This window comes from Micromonospora sp. DT227 (genome assembly GCF_049841835.1).
GTDB lineage: Bacteria > Actinomycetota > Actinomycetes > Mycobacteriales > Micromonosporaceae > Micromonospora.
The window spans coordinates 223,289-243,369 of sequence record NZ_JBNCLA010000002.1; the positions used below are offsets into that span (position 1 = coordinate 223,289).

Here is a 20,081-nt window from a genome sequence, read left to right on the forward strand (position 1 = left end):
CGGGGATCACATCCTTTCCGGCGCGGAGACGCCGAGCAGGCGCAGGCCGTTGGCGATGACCACCCGGGTGGCGTCGTTGAGCCAGAGCCGGGCCCGGTGGGTGTCGGTGATCTCCTCGTCGCCCTGCGGCGCGATCCGGCAGTTGTCGTAGAACCGGTGGTACGCCTGCGCGACGCTCTCCTCCAGGTAGCGGGCGATCCGGTGCGGCTCGCGCAGCTCGGCGGCGGTGGCCACCACGGCGGGGAACTCGGCGAGCGCCTTGAGCAGCTCGTTCTCCTTCTCGTGGCCGAGCAGCTCGGGGCGGAACGCGGCGGCGTCGGACCGGGTCAGCCCGATCTCGGCGGCGTTGCGGGCCACCCCGGCCGTGCGGGCGGCCACGTACTGGACGTAGTAGACCGGGTTGTCGTTCTTGGCCCGGGTCCACAGCTCCACGTCGATGTCGATCGGTGAGTCGGCCGAGTAACGGGCCAGCGCGTACCGGGAGGCGTCCACGCCGATCGCGTCGACCAGGTCCTCCAGGGTGACCACGGTGCCGGCCCGCTTGCTCATCCGCACCGGGGCGCCGTCGCGGACCAGGTTGACGAGCTGGCCGATGAGGATCTCCAGGTTGCGCGCCGGGTCGTCGCCGAAGCAGGCGGCCATCGCCTTCATCCGGCCGATGTAACCGTGGTGGTCGGCGCCCAGCATGATCACGACCCGCTCGAAGCCGCGCTCCCGCTTGTCGAGGTAGTAGGCGCAGTCGGCGGCGAAGTAGGTCCACTCGCCGTTGGACTTGCGCAGCACCCGGTCCTTGTCGTCGCCGAAGTCGGTGGTGCGCAGCCAGGTCGCGCCCTCGGACTCGAAGACGTGCCCCTGCTCGCGCAGCCGGGTCAGCGCCGCCTCCAGCTCGCCCCGGTCGTGCAGGTCCTTCTCGTTGAAGTAGGTGTCGAACTCCACCCCGAAGTCGCGCAGCGAGGACTTGATCTCGGCGAACATGAGCTGGACGCCCTCGACCCGGAACACCTCCTGGGCGGCGGCGTCGTCGAGGTCCAGCACCTCGGGCCGGCGCCGGATCACCTCGGCCGCGATCTCGGCGATGTACGCGCCGCCGTAGCCGTCCTCCGGCGCCGGCTCGCCCTTGGCGGCGGCCAGCAGTGACCGGGCGAACCGGTCGATCTGCGAGCCGGCGTCGTTGAAGTAATATTCCGTGCCCACGTCCGCGCCGGTGGCGCGCAGCAGGCGGCTGAGCGCGTCGCCGACCGCCGCCCAGCGGACCCCGCCGATGTGCACCGGGCCGGTCGGGTTCGCCGAGACGAACTCCAGGTTGATCCGCTGCCCGGCCAGGGTGTCGCTGCTTCCGTACGCCGGGCCGGCCTCGACGATGACCTTGGCGAGCTGGCCGGCGGCGGCCGCGTCGAGCCGGATGTTCAGGAAGCCGGGGCCGGCGATCTCCACCGACTTGACCCCCGGCGCGTTGCCGAGCTGCTCGGCCAGCGCGGTGGCCAGCTCCCGCGGCGGCACGCCGACCTTCTTGCTGAGCTGCAACGCCAGCGTCGAGGCGTAGTCACCGTGATCGGGGTTACGGGGTCGCTCGACGGTGGTCTGCGCGGGCAACGCGGCAGGGTCCAGGCCCCGCTCGTCGAAGACGGCGTGGGCTGCGGCGAGGACGACCTCGGCGAGTTCTGCGGGAGTCACCGAACCATGTTATCGGGGGTAGACTCGGGCACCGCGGCGGCGACCCAGCATGTGAACAGGCCCCGCGCTCCCCTGACCGACCGACCTGACGAGGCACGATGAGCATCAGCACCCCGGGCGGCCCGGAACGCCGTCCCACCGTGGTCAGCACCGGCAAGAAGCCGGCCGCCGGCCGGCCCGCGGCTGCCGAGAAGCCCGCCACCAAGGCCGGCGCGACCAAGCCCGGCGGCGGCAAGGGCCCCCGGGCGGGCGCCGGGGGCAAGGGCCGCAAGCCGGTCACCCCGGTCAAGGTGAGCCAGGGTCGCTCGTGGGGCCCGATCGCCCTCTTCGTCGCGGTCGGCGTGCTGGCCGTCGGCATCATCGGCATCGGCGCCTGGGCGGTCTACCAGGGCGCCCAGCCCTGGCAGAAGCGGGCCGACGCGATCGACGGCATGACCGACTTCCGCAAGAAGGACAAGGACCTGGTCAAGGGCGGAAACCACCAGCCCGGCACGATCAAGTACGACGTCTCCCCGCCGGTCGCCGGCCCGCACAACCAGGCGTGGCAGAACTGCATGGGCGACGTCTACGACGCCCCGATCGCCAACGAGCACGCGGTGCACAGCCTGGAGCACGGCACGGTCTGGATCACCTACCGCCCGGACCTGCCGGCCGACCAGGTGGCGAAGCTCAAGAGCAAGGTGCAGGGCAAGGAGAAGCTGATGCTCAGCCCGTACGAGGGGCTGGACAAGCCGATCTCGCTCCAGGCCTGGGGCTTCCAGCTCAAGGTCGACAACGCCGACGACGGCCGGATCGACGAGTTCATCAAGACGCTGCGGGTGAACGCCTCGATCGAGGGCCCGAACGCGCTCTGCGACCAGGGCGTGACGGCCACCGGCACCACCCCGCGTGACAACCTCCAGCAGAACATGCCCGAGCAGCCCACCCAGTGAGGACGCCGCGATGACCGCCCCGGTGACCACCGACAGCGAGCTGGACGAGGCCCCGGCCGCCGACGAGGCCGGCCGGCCGGCGGCGCGCCGTTACGGCCTGCTGGCCGTGGCCGCCGCCGTCGTGGTCGGGCTGCTCCTCGGGTACGCCGGCGGCCTGCTCACCCCGACGCTCACCCGCCCGGGCCAGAACTCGGCCGAGGCCGGTTTCGCCCGGGACATGACCGCCCACCACAACCAGGCGGTGGCCATGGGTCTGCTGGCGTTCCGCCAGGGGCAGGACGCGGAGGTCCGCCAGGTCGGGGTGGACATCGCCACCGGGCAGCAGGGTGAGATCGGCACCATGCAGACCTGGCTGCGCTCCTGGAAGCTGGACCCGACCGGCGATCAGGCCCCGATGGCGTGGATGCCGGACGGCGCCGGGCTGGTCAGGAACGGCCTGATGCCGGGCATGGCCACCCCCGAGGAGATGGCGAAGCTGCGGTCGGCGAGCGGTCGCGAGTTCGACGTGATGTTCCTGAAGATGATGATCCAGCACCACATCGGCGGGGTCCACATGATCGACGGCATCCTCGCCGAGGGGCACGACGACGACGTGCTGGCGGTCGCCCAGGTCATGAAGAACACCCAGCAGAACGACCTGGCCAACCTCACCGCGGCGCTCAAGCGCCTGGGTGGCACGCCCTGACCGTCCCGCCCTCCGCGCACCGGAGCCCGCGTCGCGCCCGCGACGCGGGCTCCGACATGTCCGAGGCTGGCAACTTTGTCCGTTATGCCGTTCGTAGACTTTTTCTACCCACATATCGTGACCAGTTGTGATTCGGGGTCGTTGCGCAGGACGTGGGGGTTGCACTCAGAGACGCAGGGCGGTCGGTGACCAGCTGGTGCCGACGCCACACCATCGGCGGTGACGGAGCGGTGGCAGCCGTCCGTCGCGGACTGCGGCAAGGCGAGCCGGGAACGCTCAGCCGCGAACAGGAACTCGAACTCATCGACGTGCTGCGGGGCGTCCACCCGGACGAGTTCGGCCTCGACGAGGAGCTGTGGACACGGCAGAGCCTGACCACGCTCATCGAACGCCGGTTCGCACTGGCCATGGACGCCGGCACCGTCGGGGCGTACCTCCGGGCCTGGGGCCTGGGCCCCCGCGAGCCGCGCGAGCGGGCCTGCGGGCTCTGCGTGGGCGCGGTCGAGCGGTGGGTACGCAGCGAGTACCCGGCGATCACCCGGGCGGCCCAGGAGCACGCGGCGGAGATCTACTGGCTCGGCCGGGTCCGGCTGCGCGGCACCATGCCCGCCGCCGACGTGGTCTCCGCGGTCTCCTCCCGGGGGCGGGTGCGGTTCATGGTCACCACGCCGTCGGTGGACCCGCCGCTGCCCCGGGACTTCGTCCTGCGGCTCAGCGGCGCCGACCAACGCCCCGTGCACCTGATCGTGGACGGCTCCTGGCCGCGCAACGAGTGGCCCCGACGACTGCCCCGCCGCATCGCGCTGCACCCGCTGCCGAGCTGCGGTCGCACCGTCGCCGCCGCCTGACCGGCGAAGATCGACTCGCGGGCGATACCGATTCGGTGATCCGGGAAGGGGTTTGCTACTCTTCTCGGGTCGCTGAGCCCCCGTAGCTCAGGGGATAGAGCACCGCCCTCCGGAGGCGGGGGCGCAGGTTCGAATCCTGCCGGGGGCACCAGACAACATCTCGAAGCCCGGGCCGTCGTGCCCGGGCTTTCGCGTTGCCGGTCAGCCGGCCTCCCGGCGGGCCCGGGCCCGCCGCTTGCCCTCGTGCATCGCCTGGACCCGGGCCACCGGGATGGTCCGCCCCTCGGCGACCAGCTCCGCCGGCAGCGACTGCGGCGCGGGCAGCGCCTCGGCCCACGGGTCGCGGTCGCCGAGCAGCGCGGGCACGGTCTTCACGGTGAAGTCGGCGGGCGTCGCCGACTCCAGGTCGGCCCAGCCGATCGGGTACGACACCGGCGCGCCGGGCCGGATCCGCGGGCTGTACACGGCCACCACCGTCGCCCCGTGCGCGCGGGTCGAGTCCACGAAGACCCGGCCCCCGCGGTCGGCCACGATGAACGCGGTGGTGGCCAGCGCCGGGTCGAGCCGTTCGGTGTGGGCCGCGAGCGCCCGGGTCGCGGCGGCGGCCTCCTCGGCCGTGGTCTCCGGTGTCACCGGCACGATCACGTGCAGGCCCTTCGCGCCGCTGGTCTTGACCGCACCGGCCAGCCCGGCGTCGCCGAGCGCCTGCCGCACCAGCAGCGCGACGCGTACCGCCGCGCCGAACGTCTCCCCCGCCGGCGGGTCCAGGTCGAGCACCAGGTGGGTGGCGTGCTCGGGCGCCCCGGTGCGGGCCAGCGTGGGGTGGTACTCCACCGCCCGCTGGTTGGCGAACCAGAGCAGCGTCCGCCGGTCGTCGCAGAGCGCGTACGAGATGCGCCGGTGCGACGCCTCCGCCCAGACCTCGGTGCGGCGCACCCACTCCGGCGTGTACTTCGGCAGGTTCTTCTGCATGAACGGCTCCTGGCCGGGCCGGACCCGCAGCACCGACAGCGGCCGGTCGCGCAGCTCCGGCAGGATCCGCCCGTGCAACGCGTCCAGGTAGTCGACCAGGTCGCGCTTGGTCGCACCGGCGGAGTCGAACAGCGGCTGGTCCAGGTTGGTCAGCGAGATCCCGTCCCGGGTCTCGTCAGCGGCACCCATCCGACCACCTTCCCGGCCCGGCGGCGGCTCGGCAACCCCGACACGGCGCCGGCGTGACGGCCCGCTCGAGGCGGGTGTCCGAACTCCCGCTGGGCGAGACGTCGAACGCCTGGGTGATGCGCCACCACGCTACGAACTTGATGGCGTGAACGGGTCAACGGGTGCGTGACGCACGTCCGCACGGTGTGGGTCGGCTCGGCCCGGCGCCCCTGAGGTCGCCCGGCTCGGCACGGTCCCGGCCCGGAACGTGCCGCCGGGCTGCCCTCTCGGCGGCTGATGCATTCGTGCCATCAAGTTCGTAGGCCGGAACAACCCAGGTCTCCACCGGCCCGGCACGCGGTAGCCGTACGCACTCCGGGCGGTCGGCTGCCACCCGTGACGCATGATGGTCACCGAGGCTCCCGTCGGGGCCGAGCAGAAGGAGCCGCGGTGACGACCCAGGACGACCGGTGCGCGTCCGACCCGGCCGGCCGGACCGCGGACGGGACGCAGGCGCGGGCCTGCACGGTGCGGGAGGCGCTGGACCGGGTCGGCGGCAAGTGGAGCATCGGCATCCTGATCGCCGCCTCGACCGGCCCGGTGCGCTTCACCGAGCTGGAACGGCGGGTGGAGGGCATCAGCCGGCGGATGCTCACGCTGACGCTGCGTAACCTGGAGCGCGACGGGCTGCTGGTCCGGCACGTGCATGCGGCGGTGCCGCCGAGGGTGGAGTACACCGCCACCCCGATGGCCCGGGAGCTGTACGAGTCGCTTGTCGCGCTCACCCGCTGGGCGGAGCGGCACCGCGAGTCGATCAGCGCGGCCCGGGCCGCGTACGACCGGGAGCATCCTGTGGCGAAGCCCACGCGATCCGTCTGACCGATCGGTCAGGTGCTGACCGATCGGTCAGGCATGCTGGAAAGCATGGCACGCGCTACCCCGGCCACCCACGACGAGCTGCTCACCGCCGCGGCCCGTCGGTTCGCCGTCACCGGCTACAAGGGCACCTCGCTCCAGGACATCGCCCGTGAGGTGGGCTGTTCCAAGGCCACCGTGCTCTACCACTTCGCCAGCAAGGACGCCCTGCTCTGCGAGCTGATGGCCCCGGCCATCGCGATGCTGGAGGCACTCGACGCCCGGCTCGCCGACCTCACCGGCGCGCCGGCCCAGCGGGCCGCCGCCGAGGGCTTCGTCGACCTGGCGGTCCGCTTCCGCCGGGAGATCGCGCTGCTCCGGGGCGAGTTCCCGGACCTGCTCCAGCAGCCGGCGTTCGCGCACATCCAGCAGATCTCCGAACGGCTGGTCGCCGCGTTCGCCGGCTTCTCCGACCGGCCGGTGGCCCGCGTCGCCGCGCTTGTCGTGCTGGCCGGCATCGCCGAGACCTGCGGCGAGTTCCTGGACATCCCCGACGAGGAGCTGCGACCCGCGCTGCTCGCCGTGGCGCACCGCGCGCTCGAACCCACCACCTGATCCCACCAGTTCGCACCCGAGGACGAAGGAAGGTCCATGGCGACCCTGCTGTACCGGCTCGGCCGGGCATCCCTACGCCGACGGCGACTCGTCGCCGTCGTCTGGCTCGTCGTACTCGTCGGCCTCGGCCTGGCCGCGGCCACGCTGCGGGGCCCGACGGCGAGCAACTTCACCATGCCCGGCACCGAGTCGCAGCAGGCCATCGACCTGCTCGCCGACCGGTTCCCGGCGGCCAGCGGCGCCACCGGCACCATCGCCGTCAAGGCGCCGCAGGACGGCGCGCTCACCTCGCCGGCCGGCCAGGCGGTGGTCAAGCAGGTCACCCAGGAGGCGGCCACGCTGCCCGGCGTGGTCGGCGCGATCGACCCCTACCAGGCGCAGGCGCTCACGCCGGACGGCCGGTACGCGCTGATCCAGGTGCAGTTCGCCGGTCGCGCGGACGACGTGACCACCGAGCAGCGCGACGCGTACGAGAAGGTCGGCCAGCAGGCCGAGGCGCAGGGCTGGCAGATCGCCCCCGGCGGCGAGGTGCTCAACGGCGAGCCGGAGGTCGGCTCGACCGAGGCGCTCGGTGTGCTGGTCGCGGCGATCGTCCTGGTCATCACGTTCGGCTCGCTGGTGGCGGCCGGGATGACCATGCTGAACGCGCTGATCGGCGTCGGCGTCGGCATGGCCGGCCTGTTCGCGCTCAGCGGCGCGGTCGAGCTGACCAGCACCGCACCGATCCTGGCGCTGATGCTCGGCCTGGCGGTCGGCATCGACTACTCGCTGTTCATCACCTCCCGGCACCGGCAGAACCTGCTCGACGGGCTCTCCCCCGAGGAGGCGGTCGGCCGCGCGGTCGGCACCGCCGGCTCCGCCGTGGTGTTCGCCGGCGCGACGGTGGTGGTGGCGCTGGCCGGCCTGGCCGTGGTGGGCATCCCGTTCCTCACCGTGATGGGCCTGGCCGCCGCCGGCACCGTCACCGTGGCCGTGCTGGTGGCGATCACGTTGGCCCCGGCGCTGCTCGGCTTCGCCGGCCGCAAGGTGCTGCCACGCAAGCTCCGCAACCGTGAGGCGGTCGCGGACCCGGGCACCGGCTCGGAGGACCGCTCCGGCTTCGGGTTCCGCTGGGCGAACTGGGTGACCCGGTTCCGCATCCCGGTGATCCTGGTCGGCCTGCTCGGCCTCGGCCTGCTGGCGATCCCGTCCCAGGACATGCGCCTGGCGTTGCCGGACGCCTCCGCCGCCGCCGAGGGCACCCCGGCCCGGGTCAGCAACGACCTGATCCGGGAGGGCTTCGGCCCCGGTTTCACCGGCCGGCTCGCGGTCGTGGTCACCGCCGACTCGCCGCAGGCCACCCAGGCCGCCGTGCCGCAGGTCGCGTCGCTGATCCAGAAGACCGACGGGGTGCTGGCGGTGGCTCCGCCGCAGCTCGACCCGTCCGGCCGCACCGCGCTGCTCGGCGTGATCCCGAAGACCGGGCCGACCGAGGAGAAGACCGAGGAGCTGGTGCACGACATCCGCCGGCAGGTCGGCGGCATCGGCAACGCCGAGGTGCTGCTCACCGGCGTCACCGCGATCGGCATCGACGTGTCGGAGAAGCTCTCCGACGCGCTCCCGGTCTACCTGCTGCTGGTGGTGGGCCTGTCCGTGCTGCTGCTGATGCTGGTGTTCCGGTCGATCCTGGTGCCGGTGAAGGCGGCGCTCGGGTTCCTGCTCACCGTGGCGGCCACGTTCGGCATCACGGTCGCGGTGTTCCAGCAGGGCCACCTGGCCGGGCTGCTCGGCGTCGACACGCCGGCGCCGCTGGTCAGCTTCCTGCCGATCCTGCTCATCGGCATCCTGTTCGGCCTGGCCATGGACTACGAGGTGTTCCTGGTCTCCCGGATGCGCGAGGACTTCGTGCACGGGGACGCCGCCCGCCAGGCCACCATCAACGGCATGGGGCACGGCGCCCGGGTGGTCACCGCCGCGGCGCTCATCATGATGTCGGTGTTCGGCGGCTTCGTCTTCCTGGACGACCCGATCATCAAGTCGATGGGCTTCGCGCTCGCGATCGGTGTCGCCATCGACGCGTTCGTGGTCCGGATGACCATCGTCCCGGCGGTGATGTCGCTGCTGAACAACGCCGCCTGGAGGCTGCCGCGCTGGCTGAACAAGCTGCTGCCCAACGTGGACGTCGAGGGCGAGGGCCTGCGCGCCCACCTCGCCGAACGCGAGCCCGCCCCGGTGAAGTGAAAGGAGGGGCCCCCTGTTAACGCCTGGCGTATAGCAGGGGGCCCCGCTTAACACCCCACCTCACACGCCAGCGGGATACGTCTCCATCTCGCCCGGTGTCACCAACGCCGGCAGGGGATGCAGGGCGGTCGTCTCGTCGCACCAGACGAACGCGTCGTACCGCTCCCCCAGCCGGGTCGGCACGTAGTTGCCCCACGATTCGAAGCTCGGGTCGTACACCACGCCGACGGCCCGGTGGTCCGCCTCCCCGGTCACCCACTCCGGCTCGTCCGGGCCGCCGAAGACCAGCACCGCCCGGTCCGGCATCAACTCGTGCAACAGGTGCTCCACGGACCCCTCCCGGGCCGGCGGCACCACCATCGTCTCGGCCGGGGAGCCCCAGCGCGGGGCGGCGATCACACTCCCCCGCCAACTGCCGAAGCCGATCAGCGCCACCGCGTCCCGGCCGTGCCGTTCCCGACCGAGCTGACCGATATTGACCATGCCGTCCGCCGCCATCTCGGTGGCCCGCGCGTCGCCGACGTGCGTGTTGTGCGCCCACACGACGCCGCGCGCGTCCGGCCCGTAGCGGTCGAGCAGCCGGTCCAGCGTGTCCGCCATGTGGATGTCGCGGACGTTCCACGACTCCGGGCCGCCGCCGATCATGGCCCGGTAGTACCGTTCCGCGCCGGCCACCACCTCCGCGTTCTGCCAGGCCGAGAAGCGGTCCGGGCCGTCCGCGGCGGCCTGTTCCCGGGTACGCGCCAACAACCGGACCACCTCCTCCTCGCACCGGGCGGAGACGAACCGGCTGGCCAGGCCGTACTCCTCGGCCTGTTTGCCGTACGGCTCGAAGCAGCGGTACGCCTCCTGGGCCGCCTCCAGCGACGCCGGGTCCTCCTCGCCCAGGTAGTCGAAGATGGCCTGCATCGACTCCCAGAGCGAGTAGACGTCGAGGCCGTGGAAACCCGCCCGCTCCCCCTCCGGCCGCTCCAGGTTCCAGGCGCGCAGCCACCGGCAGAACCGGGCCACCTCCGCGTTCGCCCACATCCAGGTGGGCCAGCGTTCGAACCGCTCCAACGCGACCATCGGATCGGCCAGTCCGCCCGGTGCGCCCACCACCGAACGGTGCACCCGGTCGCAGTCCGGCCAGTCCCCCTCCACCGCGACGAAGTCGAACCCCTGCTCGGCGATGAGCCGCCGGGTCAACTGCTCGCGCAGGCGGTAATAGTCGTAGCTGCCGTGCGTCGCCTCGCCGATCATCACGATGCGGGCGTCGCGGACGCGCTCCAGCAGGGGGTCGAAGTCGCTCGGTGCGCCGAGCCGCTGAACCAGCATGTCCGCGGCTACCCGGGCCCCGCCTGGGCAAACCGCCGTCGGGACCGGCATGCCGCGCCGCCCAGCGGGTAGCCGCGCGACATGACCGTCAGCGACGCGCAGTTGCAGGAGTTCGTCGCCGGACTCGACTACCCGGTCTCCCGGGAGGACCTGGTCCGCTGGGCCCAGGAGAACGGCGCCAGCACCGAGACGCTCCAGATGCTCCGGACGTTGCCGGCCGAGGAGTTCGACACCCCCGGCGAGCTGGGCGAGGCGCTGGCCCCGTACACCGGCTAGCGGGGCCCCCGCACGATGCCGCGTGTTAAGCGGGGCCCCCGCCTCTACCGGAGGCGTTAACAGGGGGCCCCTCCTTTCACCGCACGGTGAGGGTGATGGTGTGGTGGCCGGTGGCGCCGTCGGGGAACGGGGTGCGGCGTCGCTCGGGCTGCGTCGCCCCGGTGCCGTCGGTGGCGCGTACCCGAAGACTGTGCGGGCCGGCCGTGGCGGGCCAGGCGTAGCGCCACTGCACCCAGGTGTCGGTGGAGGCGGTGGGCAGCAGCTCGGCCGCCCGCCACGGGCCACCGTTTACCGACACCTCCACCGCCGCGATGCCCCGGTGCTGGGCCCAGGCCACCCCGGCCACGGTGACGGGTCCGGCCGGGATGCGGGCGAACGGCGCGGGCCGGTCGATCCGGGACGCGGTCTTCACCGGCGCCTCCCGCGCCCAGCCCCGCCGCACCCAGTAGGCGTCGAAGGCGTCGAAGGTGGTCACCTCCAACTCGGTGACCCATTTGCACGCGCCCGCGTAGCCGTACAGGCCGGGGGTGAGCATCCGGACCGGGAAGCCGTGCGCGAAGGGCAGCGGCGCCCCGTTCATCCCGACCGCGAGCATGGCGTCCCGGCCGTCGAGGAGCGTCTCGATCGGGGTGCCGATGGTCATTCCCTCGTCCGAGCGGGCGACGAGCTGGTCGGCGCCGGCCCGGATGCCCGCCGCGCGTAGTAACGGGGCGAGCGGCGCGCCGAGCCACCGGGCGGTCCCCACGTACGGGCCGCCGACCTCGTTGGACACGCAGCTCAGCGTGACGTCCCGCTCGATCAGGCCGCGGTCGAGCAACTCGGCGAAGCTCACCTCGACCGGTCGCGCCACCAGGCCGTGCAGCCGCAGCCGCCAGGTGTCCACGTCGAGCCGGGGCACGGTGAGCGCGGTGTCCACCCGGTAGAACTCCTCGGTCGGGGTGCGGAAGCCGGGTGCCACGCCGGCGGGCAGCGGCCGGGCCGGCGAGGCCGGCGCGGGCAGCCGGACGGCCTCCCGGGACCGGGCCGCGTCGGCCACGTTCAGCCGGCGCAGCACGGCCGCGCCGGCCGCGGCGACCACGGTTCCGGCAGCGACCAGCGTCGCGTTCCGCACCACCGCCCGCCGCGTCGGCCCGCCCGCCGATCCCGAGCCACCGGAGCCGCCCGCACCATGGCCGTCCCCATCAGAGCCGCCCCCGCCGGGACCGCCCACCCCGGCGGAACCGGCCGCGCCGCCCCCGGACGCCGCCCGGCCCACCCCCACCGGGTCGGCGGCGGCGTCCGGGGTGTTCGGGGCGGCCGGCCGGCCGGGCAGGGGCAGCCGACGCAGCAGGCCGGCGGCCACCGCGGCGCCGGCCAGGGCCGGCAGGGCGTCGGCCGGGCCGGCGTCGGGTCGGGTCAGCGCGGCGCCGACGCCGGCCAGCCCGAGCACCGCCGGCCCGAGCAGGCCGAGCGCCGGGCGGCGCCGGGCGGCGATCCCGGTCAGCGCGGCCAGCAGGGCCAACGCCAGCCCGATGCCGCCCAGCAGCAATGGCTTGTCGTACGTGCCGAACGTGCGCACCGCCCACTCCTTGACCGGGGTCGGCGCACCGTCCACGACGGCGCCGCCGACCGCGACCAGTGGCGCCGCCTGGGGGCGGACGGCGGTGGCGAGCAGTTCCGCGACCGCCACCCCGGCGGCGGCCACGAGCAGGCCCGTCCCGGCGGCCGCCAGGGTACGGCGGATCATCGGTCTCTCCTCTCGCCGATCGCCGGCCGCGTCAGGACTTCGGCATCAGGACCGAGTCGACGATGTAGACGGTCGCGTTGGCGGTCTGCACGTTGCCGCAGATCACCATGGAGTTGCCGTTCACGGTGAACTCGGTGCCGCTGCCGGCGACCGTCACCTCGCCGCCCTGGAGCGTCTTGTGCGCGCCGGCGAGCTGGTCCGGGCCGAGCCGGCCCTCGACCACGTGATAGGTCAGCACGTCCGTCAGCATCTTCTTGTCGGCGAGCACCTTGTCCAGGTCGGCCTTGGGCAGCTTGCCGAACGCGTCGTTGCTGGGCGCGAAGACGGTGAGGCCCTGCGCGCTGTTCAGCGAGTCGACCAGGCCGGCCTGCTTGACGGCGGTGACCAGCGTGCTCAGCACCGGGTTGCCGGACGCGGCGGTGGCCACCGGCACCTTGGCCATGGCGGCGAAACTGCCCGGGTTCGACGCGTCGGTAGGCACCGCGGCGCAGCCGGGGCCGAACTGGCCGTCGGCCATCGCGGGCGCGCTGCTGGCCGGCGCGGAACTCATCGGGGCGCTGCTGGCCGGCGCGGCGGTGTCGGTGTCGTCCCCGCCGCAGGCGGCGAGGCCGAGGCTGAGCGTGGCGGCAAGGGCGACAGCGGTGAGCTTCATGGGACGCATCAGGTAAATCCCTTCAGATGGTGAACTGTCGGTCTGGAAGGGATTCGGTGCCCACCGGCCCGTGGATGGGTCGGTCCGCGAAAAAGATCAGGCGAGCGCGACCGCCACCAGCGGGGTCGTGGTCGGCCGCGCCGACCCGCCCGCCGGCTCCTCGGTCACCCCGAGGAGACCCTTGCCCCGCACCCCGGACAGCAGCGTCGAACCGCCACCCCGGCCAGCCGGCAGCACGCCGGCCGAGGTGGCCGTCGCGCCGTCGATCAGCCAGAGCTGGTAGGCCCGGCCAGCGGCGGGGACGGTCAACCCGTCGAGCAGCGCCACTCCCTCGTTCCGGCTCGGCGACGCCACCACGGTGACCCGGCCGCCCGCCGGAACCGCTCCGGTCCGGACCACCGCGTCCGGCGCGGCCAGCACGGCACGGATCCGGCCCGCCTCGTCCCGCGCCGCGCCGGCTTCGGTGCGCGCGTCGCGTACCCGCTGCTCCTGGACGGTCCAGGTGGCCGTGCCCGCGCCGCCGGCCAGCAGCACGGCGGCGGCCGCGACGGCCGCCCGACGGCGCCACCCCCCGGTCCGGTCGCGGGCCGCCCGACCGACCGGGCCGGGTCGCTCCTGCGGGGTACGCCGGATCTCCGCCAGCACCGACGTGCGCAACGCGGGCGGCGGCACGGACCAGGTCGGGTCGGCCAGCCGGGCCGCCGTCTCGTGGAACTCGGCCAGCTCCAGCGCGCAGCTCTCACAGCCGGCCAGGTGCCGGACGAACGCGGCCCGCTCGACGTCGTCCACCGCGTCGAGCACGTACGCCCCGGCGAGCGCGTGGATGTCGGTCATCGGCTGAACTCCACTCCCAGGCAGTCGCGGAGACGGATCAGCCCGTCCCGCATGCGGGTCTTGACGGTGGGCAGCGCGGCGCCCAGCAGGCCGGCCACCTCGCGGTAGCTGTGCCCGCCGTAGTAGGCCAGCGTGATCGCCTCGCGCTGCATCTCGGTGAGCACGTCCAGGCAGTGCCGCACCTGCTGCCGTTCCCACCGGGCCGCCGCCTCCTCGGCCACCTCGTCGTACGGCGTCTCGGCGGATCCGGCGGCGACGCGGCGGGTGCGGTCGGCGCCGGCCTGCTCGGACCGGACCCGGTCCACGGCCCGGCGGTGGGCGATGGTGAAGACCCAGGCGGTGGCCGAGCCCTTGGCCGGGTCGAAGCGGGCGGCGGTGCGCCACACCTCGACCAGCACCTCCTGCGCGACCTCCTCGGCCTGCGCCGGGTCGCGGAGCACGCGTCGGGCCAGTCCGTAGACGCGGGGCGACACGATGTCGTAGAGGCGTTCGAACGCCGCCTCGTCGCCGCGCGCCACCGCCCGCACCAGTTCGTCGGTCTCCGCCCGCTGGTCCGGGGCGGCCGGGGGCACGACGTGCAGCCTCGACCGCCCCGGCACGTCACCGGCGCTGTCGCCCTCGGTCATCCGGTCCCGCCTTCCGTCCGCTCCGTCTGCCAGCACGGTAGGCATTCGGAGTCGGCGCCGCCGCGGATGGCCCCGAATTGCCGGCCCGTCCCGGATCAGCGGCGTGCAGCAGGCGGAACAGCACCAGCCACTGCTCGGGCCAGACCAACCCGACCGGGGTGTCCGGCGCGATCCGCGCGGCCCGCAACGCGCCGTCGACCCGGCGGCGCGGGTGGGCGGTGCGCAGCGAGGCCGCGAGCGAGCCGCCGACCCCGCCGAAGCCCAGCTCCACCATCCTCCGGTACGCGGGCAGCACGCCCGACGCCAGCAGCGGCTCGGTCCGGCGCTCCAGGCGCAGGATGCCGCCGTCCACCGCGGGCACCGGCCGGAACGCGCCCCGGGGCACCCGCCCGGCCAGCCGCCAGTGGTGTTCCGGCCAGGTGAGCACCGTGAGCCGGCTCCACCGGCCGTGGTCGCCGGCGCGTTTGCGGGCGTAGTCGAGCTGGGTGAGCAGCGTGGCCGCGCGCAGTCCGGGCGCGGCGAGGCACCACCGGACCACGGCCGCGGTCAGCGACCAGGGGATGTTGCCGGCCACCGAGAACGGCTCCTCGGGCGGCGGCGCGGAGAGGAAGTCGGCCGCCCGGACCTCGACGTGCGGCAGCGGCGCGCAGGTCGCGGTCAGCTCCGGCAACACGGCCGGGTCCACCTCGTACGCGATCAGCCGCCCGCACCGCGCGGCGAGCGGGCGGGTGAGCTGGCCGCGTCCGGCGCCCACCTCCAGCAGCAGGTCGGCCGGGCCGGGGCGGGCCGCCCGGACGATCCGTGCGACGGCGGCCGGATCGGCGAGGAAGTTCTGGGACAGTACGCGACGGGACCGGTCGCGTGCGGTGGTGCGGAGTCGGCGGGGCGCCACGGGTTCGTCCTGTCTGTCGCCGGACGGCGACGGGTACGGACCGCTGCGCAGAGGTCGACGCCACGCCGGACGGCGGCGGGGTCCGGAAGGAGCCAGGACGCCGCCGGGCTCGACGAGCCGGCGTGGATCGCACGGGCGGGCGGTCCGAGTGGATCGGGACTCGGACGGCCCTGGGAAGGTGGTCGGGACGCGGGGCGTCAGGCGCGGTGGGCGTCCCGGCCGGCCAGGGCCGGGTGCCGGACCCGCGGGCGGGCGACCAGAAGGAGCCCGGACGCGGCCGGCGCGACGGCCGCGTCGATCAGGGCATGCGTGAACATGCGCGCGACGCTAGCGGCCGGCCCGCCGCCCCGCGACGGGTTTTCTCACACGTCGACCGTGCGCCCCTGCGCCCGGGCGGTCTCGGCGGCGTCGAGCACCGCCACCACGTCCCGGCCGAACCGCACGTCGCAGCGGTGGTCGCGGGTGCCGGCGTCCACCTCCGCCAGCAACTGGTCGAGCGCGGCGCCGAACGCCTGGAGCGCGCTGCCGTCACCGGGCGGGATGCTCTCGGTGCCGTTCGCGCCGAACAGGACGACGTCACGGGTGACCGCCTCGGCCGGCGCGTCGAGGGTGAGGGAGAGCGTGCTCGTCGCGCCGCCATCGTGGGTGAGCAGCAGGTGCACCAGGCCGCTCGGCCCGTCCATCGCGGCGACCCGGGTGACCCGGCCGAGCACCGGCAGGATCAGGGACAACGCGTGCGGGCCGATGTCCCACAGCGCGCCCCGGTCGCGCCGCCACCGCGAGTCGCCGTACGGGTTCCCGGGCTGGTAGATCGAGGCGAACATGGTCCCCCGGGCGTGCTGCCAACCGCCGGCCGCGGCGGCCGAGGCGAGGACGCCGGTGACGTTGGGGTGGAAACGCTGGGTGAAGAAGACCACCGAGGCCACCCCGGACGCCTCGGCGGCGGCGACCACCCGGTCGGCGTCCGCGAGACTCAGCGCCAGCGGCTTGTCCAGCAGCAGGTGCCGCCCGGCGGTGGCGGCCCGGACCGCGATGTCGGCCTGCACGTCGGGCGGGAGCGCCACGGCGACCGCGTCGACGGCGTCGAGCAGCGCGTCGACGTCGGTGAAGGCCGGCACGCCGTGCCGGGTGGCCAGCGCCTCCGCCTTCGCCGGGTTGCGCCCCCACACGCCGGCCAGTCGGGCCCGGGGGTGGGCGTCGATGGCGGCGGCGTGCGTCTCCGCCGCCCAGTGACCGGTGCCGAACAACCCGAAGCGCACCCCTGCCCCCTGCCGTCGTCGTGGGCCACCGGCGTACGCCGGGACCGTGATCCACGCTAGTCGTCCGGCCCGGCCGGCGCGCCCCGACCCGCGCGGCGGCCGGCTACTACACGACTTAGTAGGCTGGGCCGGTGAACGACACTGCGTCGATGACCAGCGCCGCGGCGGCGGGCTCGCCGGTGGACGGGTTCCTCCCCACGATCGCGATCGTGCTGTCGCTGGCGGTCGCGGTCTGGGCCCTGGTGGCCGCCGTACGCCAGCAGCCGCCGGACCGGATCCAGTTCGCCGGCCTGGCCGTGGTGGAGGTGGCGCTGCTGGCGCTGACCGTGGTGGCGCTCGTCGCCCTCGGCGGTGGGGACCGGCCGGGCGAGCCGGGTGCGTTCTTCGGCTACCTGGTGACGCTGGTCTGTCTGCCGCCGCTGGCCTGGGTGCTGGCCCGGATGGAGCCGACCCGCTGGGGCTCGGCGATCATCTGCGCGATCTGCCTGGTCACGCCGGTCGTGGTGGTGCGGTTGCAGCAGACCTGGGAGGTCGTCGGTGGTTGAGACCCGGGCGCCCGGACGCGCCACCAACCGCGGGCCGGGTCGGCTGCTGATCGCGGTCTACATCCTCTTCGCCATCGCCGCGACGTCGCGGGCCGGGCTCCAGATCGCCACGAAGTTCGACGAGGCGCCGGTGGCGTACCTGCTCTCCGCGCTGGCCGCGCTGATCTACATCGTGGCGGCGGTCGGGCTGGCCCGGGCCGGGCACGCCGGCCGCCGGGTGGCGCTGGCCTGTTGTTCGGTGGAGCTGGTCGGGGTGCTCGCGGTGGGCGTGCTGAGCATCGCCGACCCGGAGCTGTTCCCGGACGAGACGGTCTGGTCCGACTTCGGCAGCGGCTACGGCTACATCCCCCTGGCACTCCCCGCACTGGGCCTCCTCTGGCTCTACCGCACCCGCACCCGCCCCACGCCCTCCTCCTGAGGCGCGCTTTCTCGGAAAGCGTGGCCATGGAGCGCGAAATGGCCCCTCTTTCCGGGAAGGAGGGGCCATCCGCCGGGGAGTAGGGGCGGTCAGTCCTTGGGGCCGCCGGCGACGTAGATGACCTGGCCGGAGACGAAGGACGCGCCCTCGCTCGCCAGGAACGAGATGGTGTGCGCGACGTCCTCCGGGCGGCCGGTGCGGCGGACCGGGATCTCGGCGGCGGCGTGCTCCTGGAGCGCGGCGAACTCGACCTTCATCCGGGCCGCGGTGGCCGCGGTCATGTCGGTGACGATGAAGCCCGGCGCGACCGCGTTGACGGTCACCCCGAACGGGCCCAACTCGATGGCGAGCGTCTTGGTGAAGCCCTGCATGCCGGCCTTGGCGGCGGCGTAGTTCGCCTGGCCCCGGTTGCCCAGCGCGGAGGTGCTGGACAGGTTGACGATCCGGCCCCACTTCCGCTCGACCATGTGCTTCTGGGTGGCCTGGCTGAACAGGAACGCGCCGCGCAGGTGCACGCCCAGGACCGTGTCCCAGTCGGCGTCGGTCATCTTGAACAGCAGGTTGTCGCGGAGCACGCCGGCGTTGTTGACCAGCACGGTCGGCGCGCCCAGCTCGGCGGCGACCCGCTCGACGGCGGCCTCCACCTGGGCCCGGTCGGCCACGTCCGCGCCGACGCCGAGCGCCCGACCACCGGCGGCGACGATGCCGTCGACGGTCTCCGCGGTGGCCGACTCCTCGATGTCGACCACGGCGACGGCCATGCCGTCGGCGGCCAGCCGGCGGGCGGTGGCCGCGCCGATGCCGCGTGCGGCTCCGGTCACGATGGCGACGCGGGGCTCCTCCGACATGATTACCTCCCGGTAACTTGGCTCGATCGGAGGAGCCTAACCCGCCGTCACGTCCGGCTACAGCGCCCCACCCCGGCAGAGCCGGATCCAGCGGTAGCCGTGGCCGTTGAGCTTCAGCCGGTCGAGCTTGCCCACCTCGTCGTAGTTGCGGTCGCTCAGCACGTCGATCGGCAGGTCCGCCTCCGGCGCCAGGGTGCTCAGGTCGACCTCCACGTCCTCGGTGCCGAGGTTGTGCAGGAAGACCATGGTCCCGGTCCGCCCGTCGGCGCGGTGCGCGAGCACCCCGGCCGGCATCGGCACGTCGATGTGGGTGGTGCTGCCGGACCCGACCTCCGGAGCCTCCCGCAGCGTCCGGATCATCCGCTCGAACCAGCCGAGCAGCGAACGCGGGTCCTTGCGCTGGGCGGTGACGTTGACCTGCTGGTAGCCGTACTCACCCTTGTCGATCACGGGGCGGACCAGCTTCTCCGGCTCGGCGGTGGAGAAGCCGGCGTTCTCCTTGTAGGACCACTGCATCGGGGTACGGATCGCGTCGCGCCCCTTCAGCGTCAGGTCCTCGCCCATGCCGATCTCCTCGCCGTAGCGCAGCACCGGCGTGCCGCGCAGCGAGAACTGGAGCGCGTACGCCAGCTCGATGTGCCGGCGGTCGTTGCCGAGCATCGGCGCGAGCCGGCGGCGGATGCCCCGGCCGTAGAGCTGCATGTTCTCGTCCGGGCCGAACTTCGCCAACACGTCGTTGCGCTGGTCGGCGGTGAGCCGGGACAGGTCGATCTCGTCGTGGTTGCGCAGGAACGTCGCCCACTGGCCGCCGGTCGGCAGCTTCGGGGTGTCGCGCAACGCGTCGATGATCGCCTCCGGGTCCTCCCGGGCGAACGCGAGCATCAGCCGGCCGTTCATCATGAAGTCGAAGAGCATGTGGATCCGGTTGCCCGAGCCGCTGCCGTCGCCGAAGTAGACAGGCAACTGGTCCGGCTCGACGTTCGCCTCGGCCAGCAGCACCGCGTCGCCGCGCCGCCACTGGACGTGCTGGCGCAGGTCGGTGAGGAACTCGAAGTCCTTGGTCGCGTTCGGGTTGCCCGGCTCGGTCTTCTCGATGATGAACGGCACGGCGTCCATCCGGAACCCGGAGACGCCGAGCTGGAGCCAGAACGAGGTGATCTTCTTGATCTCCGCGCGGACCTTCGGGTTCTCGATGTTCAGGTCCGGCTGGAACTTGTAGAACCGGTGGTAGAACCACGCCTTGGCGGTCCGGTCGTAGGTCCAGGTCTCGTGCTGCTCGCCCGGGAACACCATGCCCTGGTGCCGGTCGTCCGGCTCGTGGTCGGCCCAGACGTACCAGTCGCGGTACGGCGAGTCGGGCGAGGACCGGGCGGACTGGAACCACGGATGCTGGTCCGAGGTGTGGTTGACCACCAGGTCGATGATCACCCGGATGCCCCGGTTCTGCGCCTGGTGCAGCAGTTCGGCGAAGTCCCCGAGCGTCCCGAGCCGCGGGTCGACGTTGTAGAAGTCGGTCGCGTCGTACCCGTCGTCCTTGTTGGGGGACGGGTGGATCGGGTTGAGCCAGAGGCAGGTCACCCCCAGCCGGGCCAGGTAGTCCAGCCGGCCGATCAGCCCCTGGAAGTCACCCACCCCGTCGCCGTCGGAGTCCGCGTACGTGTCGACGTCGAGGCAGTAGACGACCGCCTCCTGATACCACCTGTCACCCATGCGGGCTCT

General features: G+C 73.5%; 19 protein-coding genes, 1 tRNA gene and 1 pseudogene. 10 read left to right on the forward strand and 11 right to left on the reverse strand.

The window, feature by feature from the left end; genetic code table 11:
* Nucleotides 1-6 precede the first annotated feature (6 nt).
* Complete coding sequence (gene argS, locus ACLQ2W_RS09985; RefSeq protein ID WP_425786174.1) at nt 7-1,674, reverse strand: arginine--tRNA ligase; 1,668 nt, start codon at nt 1,672-1,674, stop codon at nt 7-9.
* Between the two features lie 98 nt (nt 1,675-1,772).
* On the opposite strand from argS, the gene ACLQ2W_RS09990 reads away from it, so the two are divergent.
* The 4 genes from ACLQ2W_RS09990 to ACLQ2W_RS10005 all read left to right on the forward strand — a co-directional run bounded on the left by ACLQ2W_RS09990 (nt 1,773) and on the right by ACLQ2W_RS10005 (nt 4,290).
* Nucleotides 1,773-2,606, forward strand: a complete 834-nt coding sequence (locus ACLQ2W_RS09990; protein WP_425786175.1) for a DUF3105 domain-containing protein — start codon at nt 1,773-1,775, stop codon at nt 2,604-2,606.
* Between the two features lie 10 nt (nt 2,607-2,616).
* The gene (locus ACLQ2W_RS09995) at nt 2,617-3,291 is read left to right on the forward strand and encodes a DUF305 domain-containing protein (RefSeq protein WP_405091009.1); all 675 of its coding nucleotides are present in this window, start codon (nt 2,617-2,619) and stop codon (nt 3,289-3,291) included.
* A 152-nt stretch (nt 3,292-3,443) separates the two neighbouring features.
* Nucleotides 3,444-4,139 carry a winged helix-turn-helix domain-containing protein gene (locus tag ACLQ2W_RS10000; protein ID WP_281937651.1) on the forward strand — a complete coding sequence of 232 codons (696 nt, stop codon included), beginning with the start codon at nt 3,444-3,446 and terminating at the stop codon, nt 4,137-4,139.
* A 76-nt stretch (nt 4,140-4,215) separates the two neighbouring features.
* Nucleotides 4,216-4,290, forward strand: a tRNA-Arg gene (locus ACLQ2W_RS10005).
* Between the two features lie 50 nt (nt 4,291-4,340).
* Here the strand turns inward: ACLQ2W_RS10005 and ACLQ2W_RS10010 are convergent.
* Nucleotides 4,341-5,300 (reverse strand): DNA polymerase domain-containing protein, encoded by a 960-nt coding sequence (locus ACLQ2W_RS10010; RefSeq protein WP_425786176.1) that lies wholly within the window; start codon nt 5,298-5,300, stop codon nt 4,341-4,343.
* Between the two features lie 507 nt (nt 5,301-5,807).
* On the opposite strand from ACLQ2W_RS10010, the gene ACLQ2W_RS10015 reads away from it, so the two are divergent.
* From ACLQ2W_RS10015 to ACLQ2W_RS10025, 3 genes are read left to right on the forward strand one after another with little or no spacing between them, the layout of a single operon-like run.
* The gene (locus tag ACLQ2W_RS10015) at nt 5,808-6,158 is read left to right on the forward strand and encodes a winged helix-turn-helix transcriptional regulator (protein WP_425786475.1); all 351 of its coding nucleotides are present in this window, start codon (nt 5,808-5,810) and stop codon (nt 6,156-6,158) included.
* Between the two features lie 45 nt (nt 6,159-6,203).
* Complete coding sequence (locus ACLQ2W_RS10020) at nt 6,204-6,749, forward strand: TetR/AcrR family transcriptional regulator (RefSeq protein WP_396777824.1); 546 nt, start codon at nt 6,204-6,206, stop codon at nt 6,747-6,749.
* Between the two features lie 36 nt (nt 6,750-6,785).
* On the forward strand, nt 6,786-8,969 hold the full coding sequence (locus tag ACLQ2W_RS10025; RefSeq protein WP_425786177.1) for an MMPL family transporter: 2,184 nt from the start codon (nt 6,786-6,788) through the stop codon (nt 8,967-8,969).
* 60 nt (nt 8,970-9,029) lie between these two features.
* On the opposite strand, the gene ACLQ2W_RS10030 is transcribed toward ACLQ2W_RS10025, so the two are convergent.
* A complete protein-coding gene (locus ACLQ2W_RS10030; RefSeq protein WP_107156967.1) occupies nt 9,030-10,286 on the reverse strand; it encodes an erythromycin esterase family protein in 1,257 nt (418 codons plus the stop codon).
* A gap of 81 nt (nt 10,287-10,367) precedes the next feature.
* On the opposite strand from ACLQ2W_RS10030, the gene ACLQ2W_RS10035 reads away from it, so the two are divergent.
* Nucleotides 10,368-10,562 (forward strand): DUF2795 domain-containing protein, encoded by a 195-nt coding sequence (locus ACLQ2W_RS10035; RefSeq protein ID WP_425786178.1) that lies wholly within the window; start codon nt 10,368-10,370, stop codon nt 10,560-10,562.
* Nucleotides 10,563-10,638: 76 nt separating this feature from the next.
* Here ACLQ2W_RS10035 and ACLQ2W_RS10040 read toward each other — a convergent pair whose 3' ends face one another.
* The 6 genes and pseudogenes from ACLQ2W_RS10040 to ACLQ2W_RS10065 all read right to left on the reverse strand — a co-directional run bounded on the left by ACLQ2W_RS10040 (nt 10,639) and on the right by ACLQ2W_RS10065 (nt 16,551).
* Nucleotides 10,639-12,288 (reverse strand): molybdopterin-dependent oxidoreductase, encoded by a 1,650-nt coding sequence (locus ACLQ2W_RS10040; RefSeq protein WP_425786179.1) that lies wholly within the window; start codon nt 12,286-12,288, stop codon nt 10,639-10,641.
* Nucleotides 12,289-12,319: 31 nt separating this feature from the next.
* Entirely contained in the window at nt 12,320-12,949 is a 630-nt protein-coding gene (locus ACLQ2W_RS10045) for a fasciclin domain-containing protein (protein WP_357302610.1), read from the reverse strand.
* An 87-nt stretch (nt 12,950-13,036) separates the two neighbouring features.
* Nucleotides 13,037-13,774, reverse strand: a complete 738-nt coding sequence (locus tag ACLQ2W_RS10050) for an anti-sigma factor (protein WP_425786180.1) — start codon at nt 13,772-13,774, stop codon at nt 13,037-13,039.
* A complete protein-coding gene (gene sigK, locus ACLQ2W_RS10055; RefSeq protein ID WP_425786181.1) occupies nt 13,771-14,400 on the reverse strand; it encodes an ECF RNA polymerase sigma factor SigK in 630 nt (209 codons plus the stop codon). The genes ACLQ2W_RS10050 and sigK overlap by 4 nt, the downstream gene beginning before the upstream one ends.
* Before the next feature lie 100 nt (nt 14,401-14,500).
* Nucleotides 14,501-15,292 (reverse strand): annotated as a pseudogene (gene erm, locus ACLQ2W_RS10060) (ErmE/ErmH/ErmO/ErmR family 23S rRNA (adenine(2058)-N(6))-methyltransferase); the annotation flags it as partial.
* Nucleotides 15,293-15,654: 362 nt separating this feature from the next.
* Entirely contained in the window at nt 15,655-16,551 is an 897-nt protein-coding gene (locus ACLQ2W_RS10065; protein WP_425786182.1) for a Gfo/Idh/MocA family protein, read from the reverse strand.
* Nucleotides 16,552-16,700: 149 nt separating this feature from the next.
* On the opposite strand from ACLQ2W_RS10065, the gene ACLQ2W_RS10070 reads away from it, so the two are divergent.
* On the forward strand, nt 16,701-17,096 hold the full coding sequence (locus ACLQ2W_RS10070; protein WP_425786476.1) for a hypothetical protein: 396 nt from the start codon (nt 16,701-16,703) through the stop codon (nt 17,094-17,096).
* Nucleotides 17,089-17,514 (forward strand): hypothetical protein, encoded by a 426-nt coding sequence (locus ACLQ2W_RS10075; RefSeq protein ID WP_425786183.1) that lies wholly within the window; start codon nt 17,089-17,091, stop codon nt 17,512-17,514. Before ACLQ2W_RS10070 ends, ACLQ2W_RS10075 begins: the two co-directional genes overlap by 8 nt.
* Before the next feature lie 89 nt (nt 17,515-17,603).
* On the opposite strand, the gene fabG is transcribed toward ACLQ2W_RS10075, so the two are convergent.
* Nucleotides 17,604-18,362 carry a 3-oxoacyl-ACP reductase FabG gene (gene fabG, locus ACLQ2W_RS10080; protein WP_107162571.1) on the reverse strand — a complete coding sequence of 253 codons (759 nt, stop codon included), beginning with the start codon at nt 18,360-18,362 and terminating at the stop codon, nt 17,604-17,606.
* Nucleotides 18,363-18,419: 57 nt separating this feature from the next.
* A complete protein-coding gene (locus ACLQ2W_RS10085) occupies nt 18,420-20,072 on the reverse strand; it encodes an alpha-amylase family protein (protein WP_405091021.1) in 1,653 nt (550 codons plus the stop codon).
* Nucleotides 20,073-20,081: the final 9 nt, after the last annotated feature.